This is a genomic window from Chitinophaga rhizophila, from assembly GCF_019492185.1.
Lineage (GTDB): Bacteria > Bacteroidota > Bacteroidia > Chitinophagales > Chitinophagaceae > Chitinophaga > Chitinophaga rhizophila.
In genome coordinates this window covers 2067964-2084690 of the sequence record NZ_JAICCF010000001.1, presented here as the reverse complement: position 1 = coordinate 2084690, position 16727 = coordinate 2067964, and the positions used below count along the sequence as shown (strand labels likewise).

Here is a 16727-nt window from a genome sequence, read left to right as displayed (position 1 = left end):
ATGATCGAATAGTTCAAATAAGTAAAAAGGGAACTATGTGGCCGCTGCTGCATCAGAGTCAATACAATTATTAATAATTAGAAGCTTTGTTTTCTGTTTATTTTAATAGAGACCATTTCCGTGTGGCTTTGCCGATTAAAATAATTCCTGTAGGTTTGGCTCTATGTTGTCGAAGGCGCAAATTAAGTATATTCAATCATTACAGCATAAAAAATACCGTCAAAAATCCGGCCAGTACATTGCTGAAGGCGATAAGATCGTGCCTGAGCTGCTACAGGAGGGTGTTCCCGTTAAAGAAGTATATGCAACTACCGCCTGGATTAATACTCACAGGCCATTGTTAGACCGTACTGCTGGTGTAGGTGTAACGGTGGTAGATGAGAATATGCTGAAGCAACTGTCCGCACTCACTACTCCGAATCAGGCGCTTGCCTTGCTAGATATACCTGTCGCGCCTCCGGTTGTGCCGGGATCTCTCAAAGGCACAATATCACTGGCATTAGAGACTATTCAGGACCCGGGTAATCTGGGTACAATCATTCGTATAGCCGATTGGTTCGGTATCAGGCAGCTTATTTGTTCGCCTGACTGTGTGGATGCCTATAACCCGAAAACAATCCAGGCGACTATGGGTAGCATTGCCCGTGTGCGTATTATTGAAAGTGATATAGTCACATTCTTACAGCAATCCGGCATGTCATCTTATGCCGCTACCCTCCATGGTAGTGATATAACAGGGTTTTCGAGGCTGGAGGAAGGGATTATACTGATTGGTAATGAATCCCGGGGACTCAGTGACGCAGTAATAGCTGCAAGTACCCATAAGATCACTATCCCCCGCCTGGGTGGTGCAGAATCGCTGAATGCAGGTGTAGCTGCAGGTATAATCTGTGGTAGATTATTAATATAAAGTAATATTACAATAACAGAAACGGCGGCTGTTCTCATCAGAACAGCCGCCGTCTTCGTATAAAACAGTATTACTTGAACTGAATAGCCTTTACAGGAGTAATCCGCCTGATTACCCGCGATGGCACAATTAACACCAGCAGACATATCAGCAATGTGCCGGCATTAATCAGTACTACTTCCCACCAGTGTAATGAAATAGCGGCTACAGACATATAGTAAGACTCCTCAGGCAATTTGAAGAACCCGGTTGTCTTTTGCAATACAGCAATACCTATCCCGAGAATGTCTCCAAGGATAAGGCCTGCCAGGACTATATATCCTGCCTGATAGATGAATATTTTCTGGATATTGAAGTTCCGCATACCCAGCGCTTTCACAATACCGATCATATTTGTGCGCTCCAGAATAAGTATCAGGATGGCGGTAATCATGTTAATAACTGCGACAATGGTCATGATGACCAGTATAATGATCTCATTTTTATTCTGCAGCCTAAGCCAGGCGAAAATATTAGGGTAGATTTCTTCAATAGAGCGCATGAACAGCTTATCGGGTATTACTTCATAAGCAGCGCCTGCAATAGGTTGTATATTCTTGTAGTTATTGGTAAATACTTCATAGCCTCCTATACTACCGGGCTCCCAGTCATTCAATTTACGTATCAGTTCAAGATCCCCGATGATATAAGTTTTATCATATTCTTCAATGCCCGTTTTATAAATACCGCCAATTGTCAGTTTACGCGCCCTTGGAGGTTGTCCTGCACCTTGGATAAAATAAACAATCAGCGGATCATGTAGTTTCAGGTGTAATTCTCTGGCCAGACTGACAGATATGATGACTTCAGGAGCATAACTGCTGTCCCTATAGTGAATAGGGGTACCTTCCTGCAGGAACTGCTGTAAATTCTTCCAGTCATACTGGCGGTCTACTCCTTTAAAGATCACTCCCTCCAGGTCTTTTTCTGCCTTTACAATAGCTGATTTGGTGGCATATGCGTTAACTGTAAGAATACCAGGAATCTGTTTCAGCTGTTTTACTACCTCCGGATCAGCAATGAAAGGCGTCTGTTCTGTCAGTGGGCCTGCATTCGGCTGATACTGGGTAATGTGGATATGTCCCCAGAAACTGAAGATCTTCTGCTGGATTACCTGCTGGAAACCGTTCACCAATGCAACTGCGAGTATCATTACCGCTACGCTGATAGCGGTAGCCACAATGGCTATATTGATGATGAACCTCGAAAAGGAAGAGGACCGGTTAAATGCGATCCTTCTGGCAACAAATAAAGATAAACGCATGCGACAAATGTATTGAATATAATCCTAAACAGTTAGCTCCTCCCATATTGGCTCTGTCACCGCCGGTATAGCCATAATACCAAAGAAACAGCCTGCCGCGCTGTACAAGTTTAAAAAATAGTACCTTAATGTCTACTGAAATGAGATTATGAAGTTAAAATCCCTCTTTTGTATACCTGTAATATGCTTGCTGGTGTACGCCTTGCCTGTAACAGCGCAGGAGAACACCATTGGGCCTGACCACGTATACTACGATAACATCCGGTCTGTAAAGCTGAACCAGGCCGGCGACCAGCTAAGTTACCCCATGATCACACTGAATGGCAGCGAAAGACTGGAGCTGAGCTTCGATGACCTGGACAATGATGTAAAGAACTACTTCTATACATTCATATTGTGCAATGCTGACTGGACACCTGCACAGATCACACAGGTTGAATACCTGCGCGGCTTTTCTGAGAACAGGATACAGGAGTACCGCTTTTCCAGCATTGCATTGCAGAAATACACACATTATACCGTGCAACTGCCTAACCAGAACTGTTATCCCATCCGCTCAGGTAATTACCTGCTGAAGGTATATATGGATAGCGATACCAGTCAGCTGGCATTTACCAGGCGTATGCTGGTGGTAGGCAATAAAGCAGGCGTAAGTGGATTTGTACAGCAGCCGGTAACGCCCAAGATCTTCCGTACACACCAGAAGATCAATTTCTCTGTAAACACTGCCGGACTTAATATTGTCAACCCCTTCGATCAGACGAAAGTGGTGATTCTGCAGAACTACCGTTGGGATAATGCCATAAAATTCCCTCGTCCGCTGTTTGTGAAAGGAAACGTCCTGGAATACAATTGGGAGGTAGACTGTGTAATGCCTGCCGGTAAAGAATGGCGTTGGATTGATTTGCGTAGCTTCCGCCTGCAGACCGAGCGGGTAAAAAATACGGAATATGCGAGGGACCATACAAATATCTTCGCATTACCTGACTTTGAAAGAGGTGGGAAGATGTATCAGTTCATCAAAGATATTAATGGACTGTATTATCTCGCTACCTTGGATGATTATGATCCATTCTTTGAGGGAGATTATGCAACCGTGCACTTTTCCTTCCCGGTAGCAGAGCCTTATGCCGGGTATAATATGTATATACTTGGTGAACTGACCAACTACGAGTGTAATGATAATACCAGGATGATATTCAATCCTGCCACAAAAGCTTATGAAGGCACGCTCTTTCTAAAGCAGGGATTCTATAATTACGTGTATGCATTAGTGGATAATACGGTGGCTGGTAGTAAGCCGAGCACTGAACTGACAGAAGGTGACTGGTGGGAAGCAGAAAATAACTATACAATTCTTGTGTATTACCGTGCATTAGGAGGTAGAGCGGATGAGTTGGTATCTACAACAACATTAAATTCAATATTAAGCAGAAGATAAGGTCAGAAAGCAGGCATAGCGTAAAATACTGCCTGTTACCTAAAACGAGAAAGCTGCGGAAGTACTCCGCAGCTTTCTCGTTTTAGGTAACAGATCTTTTATTATCAGCTATATTTCAGTTGATACAGCACAGATACTATAAATGTCTGCATGCTTATGAGGTAATGACTAATTAACAGTTTGCCGCAGCTTCACAATATTGGCAGCGCCACGTTTGATAATGATCCTTGTACCACGGTCAAATGTAAAGTAGCGGTAGAACCAGTTACTGAATACTACCAGTTTGTTTCTGAAGCCAAGGAGGCTCATAAGGTGTACCGCCATCCACACCATCCAGGCTATAAAGCCACTCAGTTTCATTCCTGCAAATTCAGCAACAGCGTGGTTACGGCCTATAGTAGCCATGCTACCCAGGTCATTGTATTTGAAAGGTTTCAGACTATTACCTGAAGATCTCAGTATTTTTATCAGGTTAGCAGCCAGATTACCGCCTTGCTGGATAGCTACCTGCGCCACCATCGGATAACCTCTCGGGAATTTAGGATCATTTACCATCTGTGCAATATCACCGATAGCATAGATGTTGCTGGTACCGTTCACAAGGTTAAATTCATTGACAGTAATGCGGCCGTTAGGCAGGATAACATCCTGTGGAATACCATTTACCGGAACACCTTTAACACCTGCTGCCCACAGCAGGGATTGAGTATTCAGCGTATCGCCATTGCTAAGCACCAGTGTTTTGCCATCGTATTCTTTCACAACAGCATTACACAGTACTTTCACACCCAGGTGTTCGAGACTTTCCAGTGATTTTTTGGAAGAATGTTCGCTCATGCCGTTCAGTATACGGTTACTACCTTCAATAAGATAGATATTCATGAGAGACACTGGCAGTTCCGGATAGTCTTTCGGCATAATGTACTTACGCAATTCAGCAAATGCGCCAGCCAGCTCGACACCTGTAGGACCGCCGCCTACCATGACAAAGTTCAGTTTCGCTTTGATCTGCTCTTCATCAGTCAGCAACAAGCTTTCTTCAAACTGTTTAATCACATAGTTACGGATCTGAACAGCTTCGATCAGTGATTTCATGCCGATGGCATGTTCTTCAATAACTTTATTGCCGAAGAAGTTGGTAGTGCTGCCGGTGGCCAGTATCAGGTAATCGTATTTCAGTTCGCCAATACCGGTTTCGAGAATGTTTTCTGCAGGGCGTACACCGGTTACTTCGGCCATTCTGAAGAAGAAATTAGGCTGCTTTTTGAATATTCCACGAAGTGGGAAAGCTATACTATCTGTTTCAAGGCCGGCTGTTGATACCTGGTATAGAAGGGGTTGAAAGAGGTGATAGTTGTTTCTGTCCAGCATTACAATCTGTACAGGTGCATTCTTGAGTTTTTTAGCGAGGTTAATACCACCAAAACCTCCACCAACAATTACTACGCGAGGAAGTCCTGAATCCGGAATATTCGGTTGAATCATAATACAATCATTTAGCAATCAGAGAAATAAATTCAAAAATGATCGTGCTGTTTTCTATGCAACACTATGTATTCAAACGCCGGAGTTTATAAATGCATATCAAAATTACAATACTTTCAGAAATGAATGAAAGTTAATTGTGAAAGTGATAAATAATTCTGCAAAAATAGGTAAGGAAAGGGGATTCAGCGGTAAAAAAAAATCCCCGATGCTTGGCAAGCACCGGGGAATATACCCATCTAAAAATAAGACTACATTTTCTTTGCGTCTTCCAGGAATTTAGCCAGACCGATGTCAGTCAGTGGGTGTTTCAGCAGACCCATGATAGAATCGAGCGGGCAGGTACATACGTCAGCGCCAACTTCCGCACATTTGATGATGTGCAAAGGGCTACGGATGGAAGCAGCCAGGATTTCAGTTTTGAAGCCCTGTACACTGTAAATCTGAGCAATCTGAGAGATCAGTTCAACACCATCCCAGTTTGCATCGTCAATACGACCGATGAATGGAGATACGAAGGTAGCGCCTGCTTTTGCAGCCAGAATAGCCTGACCTGCAGAGAACACCAGCGTACAGTTAGTTTTGATACCGTTGTCGGTGAACCATTTCAGGGCTTTAATACCGTCTTTGATCATTGGCACTTTCACTACGATATTCGGGTGAATAGCAGCCAGTTTCTTACCTTCTTCAATAATGGCATCAAATTCAGTAGACAGTACTTCTGCACTGATAGGACCATCTACCAGCTCGCAAATTGTTTCATAATGTTTGAGGATGTTTGCCTCACCTTTGATGCCTTCTTTAGCCATCAGGGAAGGGTTAGTCGTAACACCATCAAGAACGCCCAGGTCGTTTGCTTCTTTTATCTGTGCAAGGTTTGCAGTATCTATGAAGAATTTCATTGTGAAATGATTTAGTCCTTTAAAATAAATATGCCGGTACAATAGTACGCAACAAATAAAATATAATCAATAGTAATCAGCATTCATTTGGTAATGAACTACCGAAACCAGATCTTACCTTTAATTAAACAGTTGAGATGCATTGGGTAGTAATCTCAGGTCATCCTTCTTTTAAGGTGAGTATAATTTATGTGTCTGATATCGACAGACGCCTGATGACCTGGAATAGAAAAAAGAAAAAAAAACGGCAAGTTACTTACATCGCACCGCTACAACCGCCTACCCTTGCTACATTCCTGTCCTGGGGGAGTTCAGCAGGAGCTGGTCGTATAAGACTTGCCGGTTGCAAAGGTAAGATAATTCAGATAACGAACAAATAAATGTTTAGAAAACACGAAACTTTTTTTAAAAAAGTTGATAAAAACCGCTAATCCAATGATCAATTCTGTATCTTTTGCTGTTATAAAGCTGTAATAAGTGAACAATTGAACCCTGCTGTTGCTGCTGAGATCTTGAAAAAATCTACCTCATGCAGGCAAAATTCATGATACAGCATCATCAAATTACATACATCCATTCTTCACCTAAACCCTCTCATCATGCAAGAAGCATCGTATGAATCTTCCGGCGAAGCCCTCATTACCGGATTTTCCCTGGTATTTATTTTAATTTGGTTCGCGATTATCGTATTTTACATCTATTGTAGCTGGAGAATATTTGAAAAGGCAGGAAAGCCAGGCTGGACCAGTATCATTCCTATCTACAGCACAATCATTATGCTGGAGATCGTTGGAAAACCCTGGTGGTACCTGCTGATGTTTCTGATTCCTATTTACGGATGGTTCATTTTGCCTATCATGCTTACCCATGATTTCAGCAAAAGCTTCGGAAAAGATATCGGTTTTACGCTTGGTCTGCTCTTCCTAAGTTTCATCTTTATTCCTATCATGGCCTTGAACAATGATATTCAATACGTAGGACCCGCCGGTAACCCTGGCGATCCTTCTCTCGATAATCAGATAGGCAGCATCGGGAAACCTGCCGTCTGAACAACTTTTTGCCATAATTAGTTATCTGCCGGTTGTGCTTAAAAAGCAACCGGCAGTTTCTTTTACCAGCGCCAACAATTATCACTATCATATGCAAAACCGCTTCGGAGACAATATTCACAAAAAAGGACTCATAGAAGATCTACACGCTATTCAATATACCCGCCGGGCCAGTAAAGCAGATCGTTTGGTCAACTACATCGTTGACTACTTCATCGGCGCGATCACCGGCTTAATCTTCTCCGGTGTATTACTTTTTATGATCAGCAGCATACTGAACAAACCAGGGTTTATAGAGTCAGACCTATTCGTCTTTCTGTGGATGGGACTTTACTTCACAGGGAAAATAGCGTACTATATTGGTTTTGAATATGGTAATAACGGCCGCACTATCGGAAAGATGATTACTGCAACCAGAGCTGTACAGGAAAGCGGTGCCCCACTTCAATTAAATGATGCATTTATCAGATCGCTGTGCCGCTGGATACCTTTGGAAACTTTCTCTGGTCTGGGAGATATACCCTTGCACGATGAATGGTCAAAAACAATGGTTATCAAGTATTAGTAAGCACTACCTGGTCGTGTAGTAGTTATAATCATTCAGGATAGTTTCAAGAAATTCAGCTGGCTGCATGTCTGTCTGTATCTCAAGCACATCCTTTACCCGATACGCCACGCGTGCTGTCAGTTCCGGATTCCTGGACTTAAATGCCTGATCCATCAGATTCTTGATCTTATTGATATCCCTGTCTGATAACTTGAGTATCTGGGGAAACTGTGGGGTGTAATCCACCGCAGACATATCTCTGAAAATAGTACCGCTCAGCGTTGCCCTTGTCTTTGTACTTACTACAATTGTTCCTGCCACAATATCTCCTAACCGCTGATCATAATCAGATCTTATCACCGCAATAACTGGAATAATGCCATTCCAGAAAAAATAAGGGGCTTCCAGCAATCTGAACAACCACCTGATCAGATGTTGACTGATACTCGGTTGCCCGCCCTGCATATTCCGCACTTTGATATTCATTATTACCTTGCCGGGTGTTTGTCCGTTCATAATAATCTCTAACACAAGGAAATAGAATAACACCGGTAACACACCCAGAAAGAAATACACCACGTAACTCGTTACCTGATCCAACTGCAGGTTATTGACTGTATATCCTAATATGACAATATACACCCCCCTGATAAAACTATCAATCAGCCAGCCAACGAAACGTTGAAACAGATTAGCTGTCTCAAATTCCAGGTCTATATTGAAAGAAGTGGGTATTTTTATATTGGCCATGTATAAATTTACTGATTAATCTATATGTTTGTAAGCAGCCTGTATGGCGCAGATTACAGACTAATCTAGCTACATTTCTCTAATATAAAATGATATCGGCACATTTTTTTGTATATTCTGAACGAATATCCGCCTAATGAGCAAATGGCCGCTTATTGACTTCAGTAACCGGCATGTAAACTTTGGACATTATTGCCTCTCAAACCAGGATGACGGACTAACAGACAGCCCATGCGTGAATCAACGTTTATAAAAAAGAATCTCCAGCGCTGGAAGAAGTATCAGGAACAACCTGCAGAAGATCCTGATGAAATGGCAGAACGCTTTACAAGCATCCTGGACGATCTGGCTTATGCCAAAACCTTTTACAGCTTCAGTAAAGTCACTACTTATATCAATAGCCTCGCAGCAGGCATCTATCATAGTATCTACGGCAATCGTAAAGAAAAGGACCATCGCTTCCGCAACTTCTTTGTGTATGAACTGCCCCTGTTGTTTCGTAAATACCACCGCCTTTTTCTCTTTACCTTTTTGTTCTTTCTGCTGTTCTGTATTATCAGTGCATTCTCTGCCGCACATGATGAAACCTTTGTGCGTGGCGTGCTGGGAGATGAATATGTGAGCATGACAGAACAGAACATCAATAACGGAGATCCCTTCGGCGTTTACAAACAGGAGAATGAACTCACCATGTTCCTGTGGATTGCCAGAAACAATATCACTGTTGCAATGATTACTTTCGTCAGTGGTATTACACTGGGCATCGGTACACTGTGGTATATGATGAAAAACGCTGTGATGCTGGGTGCATTTCAGTACTATTTCTTTTCAAAAGGACTAGGCTTCAAATCTGTACTGGTCATCTGGATACATGGTACGCTTGAGATCTCTGCTATTGTAATAGCAGGTTGCGCAGGCCTTGTAATGGTCAGCGGATTACTGTTTCCAGGTACGCGTAAGCGGCTGGATGCATTAAAGAAGACTGCCAGGGATGGTGTTAAAATCGTCATAACGTTGATGCCTGTATTTATTGTAGCAGCTTTTCTGGAAGGTTTTGTAACCCGTCATACTGCTATGCCGCTATGGGCCAGTTTCAGTATTCTGCTGGTATCACTGGTGTTTATTGTAGGATACTTTATTGTTTACCCGATCTACCTGCATAATAAAGGATATAAATTAGGTCCTAAAGCAGAAATTATAAAGCCGGAGCGATGAGGAAAAAGCGTGTCTATTATATCCTGATGTTATTCATCTTACCTTTATGCACCTTCGCACAGGAAGTAGTCTCTTCTGAACAACAGGATTCCATTGCGGTAGCTGATATAACAGAAGCAGCGGCAGCCAAAGAAGCTGTTGAGGTAGCGGCTGATTCTGCGGCAGCTGCGGCTGTACTGGCACGTACCAGACAGAATTACGCACTGTGGGATCAGGCGTCGCCTGCATTGGCAGATACGATACAATCTTATGCTGATTACCCGCTTGTCATACGTGGCGTACCTGATACTTTATTAAACATGCTCAGGAAAGATAAAGACCTGCAGTATGTACTGAGAACCAAAGAACCTCCGAAGGAAAATACTGCACTTACCAAGTTCCTGTTAGCGCTTAGTCAGCTGCTTGGCTACTTCCCCTGGCTGGTTATAATTTTCATCAGCGCCTGCTTCGCATGGTTGTTGTACGTATACCTGAAACAGAATGGTTATCTGTTTAAAAGAAAGTTACAGCATACAGTGAAAGTAACAGGTCTGGAAGAAGAAGTACAGACAGTAGACGTCTATCATCAGCAGATTGAACAGGCTATAAAAGATGGTCGGTTCAGGGTAGCGGTACGATTACTCTATCTGCAAACCTTAAAGGTGCTTGTAGATAAAGAGATCATCAGCTATAGCAGGGAAAAGACAAATGCTGCATACCTGCGCAGCATGTTGTCAACACCCTTCTACAAACAGTTTGCTGCGCTGACCTTGGATTATGAATATATCTGGTACGGAGAAGTGCCTGTTGATAACACACAGTTTAACAACATCCACACACAATTCCGTCAATTTATGAACGAATTAGGCTATACCCGGTGAAATCAAAGTTGATAGTAATAGTAGTGGCCATCATCCTGGTATTTGTAATCCTGCTGGCCTTCCTTTCAAAAAAGGCGCGGCCGGATAGTAACAATATCGAAGAGAAAGAATTGGCAAGACAAAGCTTTTCCTACAAGGATAAAAGCCCGGGTGGTTGTTATGCCATGTTCAAAGCAATATCCGGACTGTTTTATTATGAGATAAAGCCACAGGTTGTTACAAAACCTTTTACACGCACCTATACGAAAGATGCTACCTTATCATCCACAGATTATAACCTGTATATACTGGTTGCAGATAAGCTATTTATTTCGCCGGAAGATGCAAGTAATATGATGCAATTTGCCGCCGCCGGCAACCAGTTATTTATCGCAAGTAATCAACCTGATAGCCTGCTGCTGACGGAATTGCATATCTCCATACAGGATGAAGGCATCTTCCAGTACATGACCAATGCTGATCAGCGTTATGTGAATAAACGTCTGGCCCCAGACACTGCCTTCTCCCGTAAAGGGATAAAAGGAGGGAGTTACATTACCAGTCTTGATTCCAGTCGTACCACCATATTAGGAACAGATGCATACCATCGCCCGAATTTCGTACGTGTAACTGTAGATGACGGTGCCGTTTTCCTGCTGCTACAACCATCCACATTGACCAACTACTTCCTCATGAAAGACAGGAATATGGTATCGCTCGAAAAACAAATGGCATATACTCATCTTTACATGGACCATGTATATTGGGATGAGTTTTATAAATATCAGAATTACAGACAATCGTCTGACTTCAGCGAATGGCAGGTGCTGATGCGTTACCCTTCCATGCGGTGGGCATTATGGATGGCAGTAGCGTTGTTGCTGATATACCTCCTGTTTGAAAGCAAGCGCAGACAACGCATTATTCCTGACAGACCTCCGCTGGTGAACAACTCTCTGGAATTTGTAGATGCGCTGGGTCAGCTATACTATCAGCAGCATGATAACCGTAATCTGTCACAAAAGATCATCCTGCAGTGGCAGGAGTTTGTACGTACACGTTATTATCTGAATACAACAAATATGGACAACTTGTTTGCGGAAGCATTATCCCGCAAATCAGTAATGCCGATGAATCACATCAAGGGGCTGCTGCAGGATATCCAGCATATTCAGCAGACCAAACGGGTTACAGACGAAGAGTTACAGGTTTTTTACAAGAAAATACAGACGTTTTATATAAATACGAAATAAATGGAGGAGACTACATTTCAGCCCCGTACAGATTTTACTGCATTGCATGAGGCAGTAACAGCTATCAGGGAGCAGATCGGAAAAGTAATTGTTGGTCAGCATGAAATGATTGACCTTCTTATAGCAGGCCTGCTGACGCAGGGACACGTACTGATAGAAGGTGTACCCGGTGTGGCAAAAACGCTTACTGCGAAGCTGCTGGCACGTTGTATTGATGCAGATTTCACCAGATTACAGTTCACACCGGATATTATGCCGGCAGATGTAGTAGGCACATCTGTATTCAATCCGGAAAAGAGAGAGTTTGAATATAAGCGTGGGCCTGTCTTTGGTAACCTGGTACTAATAGATGAAATCAACCGTGCCCCGGCTAAAACACAGGCGGCTTTGTTTGAAGTCATGGAGGAAAGACAGATCACAAATGATGGTATCACCCATCATCTGCCTGCGCCTTTTATGGTGGTCGCTACTCAAAACCCGATAGAGCAGGAAGGAACTTACCGTCTCCCTGAAGCACAGCTGGACCGATTCCTCTTTAAGATAGAAGTAAAATACCCGACGTTGGCGGAGGAAATTTCGCTGTTACAGGCAATGAATCAGCACAATGGATTATCAGATATTACCAAACTGGTGCAGCATGTTGTAACTGCTACTCAAATCATCGAGTACCAACAACTGGTGCGCCGTGTGCATATTGAAGACAAACTGCTGCATTTTATAGCTGCCCTGATTCATGAGACACGTAATAACGCATCTTTATACCTGGGCGCGTCCCCGCGTGCTTCACTGGCTATAATGAATTGTGCAAAGGCGCATGCTGCCATGAATAGCCGCGATTTTGTAACTCCGGATGATATTGTCAATATGCTGCCGCATGTATTGCGTCACCGTATTGTACTGACTCCGGAACGTGAAATGGAAGGTATTACTACAGATGAAGTGATTGCACAGATTGTGAAGTCAGTAGAGGTACCACGATAAACAGCTTCTTATGTTAAAGGCATTTTATCAGTCACTGTTTTTTACCACCCGCTTCTATGCATTAATGGGAGGGATCGCTATTTTCTTTGTAGTGACTTTCTTTTTCCCATCTTTATTGATCGTAGCGCAGCTATTGACAGCGGCTCTATTGCTACTGGTCATGGTGGATATCTTTTTCCTTTACCAGGCTGGTAAACAACCTTTACAGGTGCAACGCGATATGGCCAGCAGGTTCAGTAACGGAGATGAGAATAATATCAGTTTAAAGCTGGTAAATAATTATCGTTTTCCCGTCACTGTTATTGTGATAGAAGAACTGCCGGTACAGTTTCAGGTGCGTGATTTCCGAAAGAAAGTCTTCCTTAAATCCGGAGAAGAAAAGGATATGAGTTATACGCTTCGTCCGGTAGAAAGAGGGGAGTACCAGTTCGGCAAAACAAATGCTTTTGTACGTAGTTTGCTAGGGCTGTCGCAGCGGCATATTGCGCCTGTAAATGAAACAACTATTAAGGTATATCCTTCATTCATGCAGTTGCGCAATTATGAGTTCTTCTCATTTAACAACAGATTGCAGGAATTAGGTGTGCATAAAAAACGTGTAATTGGTCATAGTACAGAGTTTGATCACATCAAGGAATACAGTCGTGGCGATGATGTACGTACACTTAACTGGAAAGCAACAGCCAGAAGAGGAACGCTGATGGTTAACAATTACGTGGAAGAGAAGTCTCAGCAAGTATATTGTGTAATTGACAAAGGCCGTAATATGAAGATGCCATTCAACGGCCTGTCATTGCTGGACTATGCAATTAATTCGTCTCTGGTGTTCAGTAATATTGCGTTACAAAAGGGCGATAAAACTGGTATGGTAACGCTGGCAGCGCAGCAAGTAGAAGTGTTGCCAGCTTCGAATAAGAAGACGCAGATGAACCTGTTGCTGGAGCGGCTGTACGCGCAGGAAACGCAGTGGGAAGAGAGTGACTATGAAAAGCTGAGTGTATCTCTGCGTAGTATGTTTTCACAACGTTCACTGCTGATATTGTATACAAACTTTGAATCGATGACTGGTCTGCAAAGACAGTTGCCTTACCTCCGCAGACTGGCAAAATATCACTTGTTGCTGGTAGTGTTTTTTGAGAACACCGAATTGAAAAAAGTTACAAAGGACGATGTGCATACTGTTGAAGGAATCTACCGGCAGGTAATCGCACAAAAGTTTGCATATGATAAGAAGCAGATGGTGAAGGAACTGACCCGTTATGGTATTCTGTCATTGCTGACTCCCCCCGAGCAACTTACATTAAACGTTGTAAATAAGTACCTGGAGCTGAAGGCCCGGTCACTCATCTAATAATATTTTCACGGGAATAGTACTGGTAATGGTCATCGCGTGATTTCTCTTATTCGTAGCTGTAACAGTAATGGAGCGGGTAGTCGCATCATTACTGTTTAGCAGCAGATCCTGCCCGATCAGTTTTCCCGCACTTGTCTCAAATTTTATCGTATTGGTATCCAGGGGATATATCTTTCCACTGCTGAAGATACCTTCTACGTTCAGGTAATATCTTATACCCCGTTTCAAGCTATCAGCATAATGGTTAAATCGGATGCTTTCCAGCCGGGGGAGCACAATTGTTGCTTTCAATGGTTTGGATGCATCTGGTATAGTAACCGTCAGATCAATAGCATAATGATCTTCCATCAATTGCTGCCTGTTAACCAGCAAATAACCGTTCTCTACATTGCCATTAGAACTGCTGATCTTGATACTTCTCCAGCGGTATGCTCCGCTTAATAAGCCTTCAGTTTTAACCTCCTGTCCGTCAGTATACTTAAATTCCAGTCCTATCCGTATGCGGTCATATATCTCCGCAACACCTTCCGGATCATAGCTTGCTTTCATACTAGTGATAGTACGCTGCTGTGCCTGCGCATTAAAATGGATAAGAAATAGTAGTGGTGCAAAGAATAGGTAAGCTTTCAAGTTCTTTTTTTAGCTGAAAAGTGAAAAAATCATTCCATATTTTCAAATAAAGTGTAGTAATGGGGGAGTATTAACAGATGTTAACAGTCTGCATGGACTGAGGCTATAGTTTAGTTGTTCGTTTTGATCGGGGTTAGTATTTTACGCTCTAAGGCTATCATAAGGTCACTAGAAGGTCGCTAAGAGGTCACTTGAATATCCCTGGGATATCCAAGTGACCTCTTAGTGACCGGATAATGCTAGTATGGACTAAAAGTAAAGGCAAAACATAACCCATCCCGACAATAATCCCGGAAAAATGTGTTATATTAGGAAACCATTCATTGTACGAAAATATCTCCCCATGGCAAAATATTTACAATACCTGAAAGACAGTCCGGTACACTTATTCCGTGTGCTGTATGTTGTTGCTTTTTTTACATTGATAAGCCTCTTGACTGTTCCATATGTCAAGGCGGTAGCTGCCACTTTAGGCAAAGGAACTTATAAGGACAATTTTGATGATAATCCCGGTCTTACTATTGCGTTTCTGCTATTGATCTCGCTCATCTTTTTCGTGGTAAATAAGCGGATGTTCAAAGCGACCAAAAGAGAGTCTAACGCTGTATGGACAATACACCTGGGGATAGATGTTGTATTATTTGCGCTCAGTGTATTATTGGAAATCAGCATGAATGCTTTGTGGGATAAATATGATTTCTCCACGCGTTCTTTGCTGGACCCGGTAATGATGTTGTTACTGCTATCGGCGAAGTACACTTTTATGCAGGTCTGGTATGCGCATCAGGATAGTAAGTATCTACCCAGGTAGTGATATAGATTTCAGATAATTACTTCGTCTCACTGTTGGCAGCAGCTTGCATTTCACTGCGGATCTTTTCTCTATGCATGGTGCCCCAGGCATCAAGCGCATGCAGTACTCCGCCGAGCGTATCACTGTAATCTGTCAGTTCATATTCTACCACTACAGGACGTCCATCATATACTTTTCTGATCACAAAGCCGTTCAATTCCAGTTCCCGTAGTTCATTAGACAATACTCTGGCAGAAATGCCTGTCACTAAACGCTGCAGTTCATTGAAGCGTTTACTGCCTTCTTCTCTTAACACGATAATGATCTTGAGTTTCCATTTACCTCCGATGGCATAGATCGCGTCATGAATAGCGTTAAGTCTTGCCGCACAGGCTTTTGCTGATCTTGCCGGATGTTCTGCTGTCTGTGTTTCCATGTACCGAAGATAATTAACTATCCGATAGGTTACTACTAACCTATTGTATACTGCTAACTATTTGTAACTAATCATGAATAGCTTTGTCCTATCAGTGTTAGTCACGGCTTGTCCGGCTTACTCACTAAAGTTTATTTAAATCTGTAAAAAACTAACAAGCAAACTATTCAGATGAAGAAGATATTAAAGATTGTATCGAGTGTTAAAGGTGCTGCTTCCAAGAGCACACAGCTGGCAGACGCTATTATTGAACAATTGATTGTGCGTTATCCTGGTAGCAGTGTAAAGGTAAAAGACCTGACGAAAGAGCAATATGCACATTTTGATGCTGCGCATCTGGCGGCGTTCAGAGGAGTGGGTGATATAGAGGGAGTAGCAGCGCAGGAAGCAGGTAAGGCTTCAGATGATGCCATTGCGGAGCTGCTGGAGGCAGATATTATTGTATTGGGGGTGCCGCTGTATAACTTTCATATTCCATCAACGTTGAAGGCATGGCTGGATCATGTGGTACGTGGTGGAAAGACGTTCTCTTATGCAAAGGGATATCCCGAAGGGCTGGTAAGTGGCAAGAAGGCATATATCGCACTGGCATCCGGCGCAATCTATTCGGAGGGGCCGGCAAAGGGAATGGATTTTGCGCCGCCATACCTGCAGACGATGTTAAACTTCATCGGCATTACTGATACGCAGCTGATCAGAGCTGAAGGATGCGATATGCCAGGTGTACAGGACACCGCACTGGAAAAAGCGTTAGCCACGCTGGAAGTATAAGCAGACGTGGATCAGCCAGGAGAGTATTGCCTGGCGATCGACCGGATGGTTTAATCTCCAGGAGGGTA

General features: G+C 42.9%; 17 protein-coding genes and 1 other RNA gene. 11 read left to right on the top strand and 7 right to left on the bottom strand.

Translation table 11 applies throughout. From position 1 onward, the window contains the following. Positions 1-163: 163 nt before the first annotated feature. The gene (locus tag K1Y79_RS07835; RefSeq protein WP_220249431.1) at positions 164-910 is read left to right on the top strand and encodes a TrmH family RNA methyltransferase; all 747 of its coding nucleotides are present in this window, start codon (positions 164-166) and stop codon (positions 908-910) included. 70 nt (positions 911-980) lie between these two features. Here the strand turns inward: K1Y79_RS07835 and K1Y79_RS07830 are convergent, their stop codons facing one another. Next, a complete protein-coding gene (locus K1Y79_RS07830; RefSeq protein ID WP_220249430.1) occupies positions 981-2213 on the bottom strand; it encodes an ABC transporter permease in 1233 nt (410 codons plus the stop codon). A 148-nt stretch (positions 2214-2361) separates the two neighbouring features. Here K1Y79_RS07830 and K1Y79_RS07825 point away from each other — a divergent pair, with 148 nt between their 5' ends. After that, positions 2362-3654, top strand: coding sequence for a type IX secretion system plug protein (locus tag K1Y79_RS07825; RefSeq protein WP_220249429.1), 1293 nt, complete (start codon positions 2362-2364; stop codon positions 3652-3654). Between the two features lie 168 nt (positions 3655-3822). Here K1Y79_RS07825 and K1Y79_RS07820 read toward each other — a convergent pair whose 3' ends face one another. The 3 genes from K1Y79_RS07820 to ffs form a co-directional block, all read right to left on the bottom strand. Then, positions 3823-5139, bottom strand: coding sequence for an NAD(P)/FAD-dependent oxidoreductase (locus tag K1Y79_RS07820; RefSeq protein WP_220249428.1), 1317 nt, complete (start codon positions 5137-5139; stop codon positions 3823-3825). 251 nt (positions 5140-5390) lie between these two features. Further along, entirely contained in the window at positions 5391-6041 is a 651-nt protein-coding gene (gene fsa / locus K1Y79_RS07815; RefSeq protein ID WP_220249427.1) for a fructose-6-phosphate aldolase, read from the bottom strand. A 242-nt stretch (positions 6042-6283) separates the two neighbouring features. After that, an RNA gene (gene ffs / locus K1Y79_RS07810) (signal recognition particle sRNA small type) lies at positions 6284-6383 on the bottom strand. A gap of 257 nt (positions 6384-6640) precedes the next feature. Between ffs and K1Y79_RS07805 the strand changes: the two genes are divergently transcribed. Together K1Y79_RS07805 and K1Y79_RS07800 are read left to right on the top strand one after the other, a co-directional pair. Further along, the gene (locus K1Y79_RS07805; RefSeq protein WP_220249426.1) at positions 6641-7090 is read left to right on the top strand and encodes a DUF5684 domain-containing protein; all 450 of its coding nucleotides are present in this window, start codon (positions 6641-6643) and stop codon (positions 7088-7090) included. A 91-nt stretch (positions 7091-7181) separates the two neighbouring features. After that, on the top strand, positions 7182-7655 hold the full coding sequence (locus tag K1Y79_RS07800; protein ID WP_220249425.1) for an RDD family protein: 474 nt from the start codon (positions 7182-7184) through the stop codon (positions 7653-7655). Between the two features lie 6 nt (positions 7656-7661). On the opposite strand, the gene K1Y79_RS07795 is transcribed toward K1Y79_RS07800, so the two are convergent. Continuing rightward, positions 7662-8387, bottom strand: a complete 726-nt coding sequence (locus tag K1Y79_RS07795; RefSeq protein ID WP_220249424.1) for an RDD family protein — start codon at positions 8385-8387, stop codon at positions 7662-7664. Positions 8388-8618: 231 nt separating this feature from the next. On the opposite strand from K1Y79_RS07795, the gene K1Y79_RS07790 reads away from it, so the two are divergent. From K1Y79_RS07790 to K1Y79_RS07770, 5 genes are read left to right on the top strand one after another with little or no spacing between them, the layout of a single operon-like run. Then, positions 8619-9602, top strand: coding sequence for a stage II sporulation protein M (locus K1Y79_RS07790; RefSeq protein WP_220249423.1), 984 nt, complete (start codon positions 8619-8621; stop codon positions 9600-9602). Then, entirely contained in the window at positions 9599-10462 is an 864-nt protein-coding gene (locus tag K1Y79_RS07785; protein WP_220249422.1) for a hypothetical protein, read from the top strand. The genes K1Y79_RS07790 and K1Y79_RS07785 overlap by 4 nt, the downstream gene beginning before the upstream one ends. A gap of 8 nt (positions 10463-10470) precedes the next feature. Next, entirely contained in the window at positions 10471-11694 is a 1224-nt protein-coding gene (locus tag K1Y79_RS07780) for a DUF4350 domain-containing protein (RefSeq protein WP_220249421.1), read from the top strand. Beyond that, a complete protein-coding gene (locus K1Y79_RS07775; RefSeq protein WP_220249420.1) occupies positions 11695-12675 on the top strand; it encodes an AAA family ATPase in 981 nt (326 codons plus the stop codon). It abuts the gene before it with no gap. Between the two features lie 10 nt (positions 12676-12685). Continuing rightward, positions 12686-14026 carry a DUF58 domain-containing protein gene (locus tag K1Y79_RS07770; protein WP_220249419.1) on the top strand — a complete coding sequence of 447 codons (1341 nt, stop codon included), beginning with the start codon at positions 12686-12688 and terminating at the stop codon, positions 14024-14026. Here K1Y79_RS07770 and K1Y79_RS07765 read toward each other — a convergent pair. After that, positions 14015-14659 carry a hypothetical protein gene (locus K1Y79_RS07765; RefSeq protein ID WP_220249418.1) on the bottom strand — a complete coding sequence of 215 codons (645 nt, stop codon included), beginning with the start codon at positions 14657-14659 and terminating at the stop codon, positions 14015-14017. The genes K1Y79_RS07770 and K1Y79_RS07765 overlap by 12 nt on opposite strands. A 343-nt stretch (positions 14660-15002) precedes the next feature. Here K1Y79_RS07765 and K1Y79_RS07760 point away from each other — a divergent pair, with 343 nt between their 5' ends. Beyond that, positions 15003-15470, top strand: a complete 468-nt coding sequence (locus K1Y79_RS07760) for a hypothetical protein (protein WP_220249417.1) — start codon at positions 15003-15005, stop codon at positions 15468-15470. Positions 15471-15489: 19 nt separating this feature from the next. Here K1Y79_RS07760 and K1Y79_RS07755 read toward each other — a convergent pair whose 3' ends face one another. Further along, on the bottom strand, positions 15490-15888 hold the full coding sequence (locus K1Y79_RS07755) for a winged helix-turn-helix transcriptional regulator (RefSeq protein ID WP_220249416.1): 399 nt from the start codon (positions 15886-15888) through the stop codon (positions 15490-15492). 171 nt (positions 15889-16059) lie between these two features. Between K1Y79_RS07755 and K1Y79_RS07750 the strand changes: the two genes are divergently transcribed. Then, positions 16060-16659 (top strand): FMN-dependent NADH-azoreductase, encoded by a 600-nt coding sequence (locus tag K1Y79_RS07750; RefSeq protein WP_220249415.1) that lies wholly within the window; start codon positions 16060-16062, stop codon positions 16657-16659. Positions 16660-16727 lie beyond the last annotated feature (68 nt).

Bases quoted from the DNA above. Each gene is read 5' to 3' on its own strand.
- K1Y79_RS07835 (WP_220249431.1), top strand. From the start codon at position 164: ATGTTGTCGAAGGCGCAAATTAAGTATATTCAATCATTACAGCATAAA.
- K1Y79_RS07830 (WP_220249430.1), bottom strand. From the start codon at position 2,213: ATGCGTTTATCTTTATTTGTTGCCAGAAGGATCGCATTTAACCGGTCC.
- K1Y79_RS07825 (WP_220249429.1), top strand. From the start codon at position 2,362: ATGAAGTTAAAATCCCTCTTTTGTATACCTGTAATATGCTTGCTGGTG.
- K1Y79_RS07820 (WP_220249428.1), bottom strand. From the start codon at position 5,139: ATGATTCAACCGAATATTCCGGATTCAGGACTTCCTCGCGTAGTAATT.
- fsa (WP_220249427.1), bottom strand. From the start codon at position 6,041: ATGAAATTCTTCATAGATACTGCAAACCTTGCACAGATAAAAGAAGCA.
- K1Y79_RS07805 (WP_220249426.1), top strand. From the start codon at position 6,641: ATGCAAGAAGCATCGTATGAATCTTCCGGCGAAGCCCTCATTACCGGA.
- K1Y79_RS07800 (WP_220249425.1), top strand. From the start codon at position 7,182: ATGCAAAACCGCTTCGGAGACAATATTCACAAAAAAGGACTCATAGAA.
- K1Y79_RS07795 (WP_220249424.1), bottom strand. From the start codon at position 8,387: ATGGCCAATATAAAAATACCCACTTCTTTCAATATAGACCTGGAATTT.
- K1Y79_RS07790 (WP_220249423.1), top strand. From the start codon at position 8,619: ATGCGTGAATCAACGTTTATAAAAAAGAATCTCCAGCGCTGGAAGAAG.
- K1Y79_RS07785 (WP_220249422.1), top strand. From the start codon at position 9,599: ATGAGGAAAAAGCGTGTCTATTATATCCTGATGTTATTCATCTTACCT.
- K1Y79_RS07775 (WP_220249420.1), top strand. From the start codon at position 11,695: ATGGAGGAGACTACATTTCAGCCCCGTACAGATTTTACTGCATTGCAT.
- K1Y79_RS07770 (WP_220249419.1), top strand. From the start codon at position 12,686: ATGTTAAAGGCATTTTATCAGTCACTGTTTTTTACCACCCGCTTCTAT.
- K1Y79_RS07760 (WP_220249417.1), top strand. From the start codon at position 15,003: ATGGCAAAATATTTACAATACCTGAAAGACAGTCCGGTACACTTATTC.
- K1Y79_RS07755 (WP_220249416.1), bottom strand. From the start codon at position 15,888: ATGGAAACACAGACAGCAGAACATCCGGCAAGATCAGCAAAAGCCTGT.
- K1Y79_RS07750 (WP_220249415.1), top strand. From the start codon at position 16,060: ATGAAGAAGATATTAAAGATTGTATCGAGTGTTAAAGGTGCTGCTTCC.